The organism is Hyunsoonleella flava (assembly GCF_004310325.1).
Classification (GTDB): Bacteria; Bacteroidota; Bacteroidia; order Flavobacteriales; family Flavobacteriaceae; genus Jejuia; species Jejuia flava.
This window is the reverse complement of sequence record NZ_SIRT01000034.1, coordinates 1-456: the sequence shown is the minus strand read 5'-3', so window position 1 is coordinate 456 and position 456 is coordinate 1. Positions and strand designations below refer to the sequence as shown.

Sequence of the window (456 nt, the reverse complement as noted above, 5' to 3'; positions counted from 1 at the left end):
ATATAGCCTAAAAATGGTTGGGGTGCAATAAACAGTGGACGTTGGATGTGATTAGTGGAAGGGGAGCGTTTGCAAAACGCGGTTCCACGTGCCGCAGGCAATTACATCCAACGGTAACGTATAACCGTCAATTACGGGTTTGAAGTTAGTGTTTTTCTTTCTTGATCAGATCTTGGGCGGGAATTCATCTTCCGTTTAACCATCTGTCCGCCGTAATTGCGGTTATACAATGTTGTTTGCAGTTTGTACAAAGTCCAAGTTTTTAATAGCATTCCATAATTCTTTGGGTTGGCTAGTATGTTCTTCTAAGTTGATTATTACTAGTCCAGAGTCCTTTTTAGAAGACCAAACCAAGTCTTTAAAATCATCAGGCGCTTCAGTTTTTTCCCATTTCGAATGATTCTCCTTAGGATCGATGACTACAATGTTTGGATAAGCGATTCCTTTTATTCCATC

1 protein-coding gene is annotated in these 456 nt (G+C 40.1%); it reads right to left on the bottom strand.

The genetic code is table 11. The features are described 5' to 3' along the window. Positions 1-222: 222 nt before the first annotated feature. Positions 223-456 (bottom strand): hypothetical protein (locus EYD45_RS16815; protein WP_165453961.1); only part of this gene is annotated, 234 nt, incomplete at its 5' end.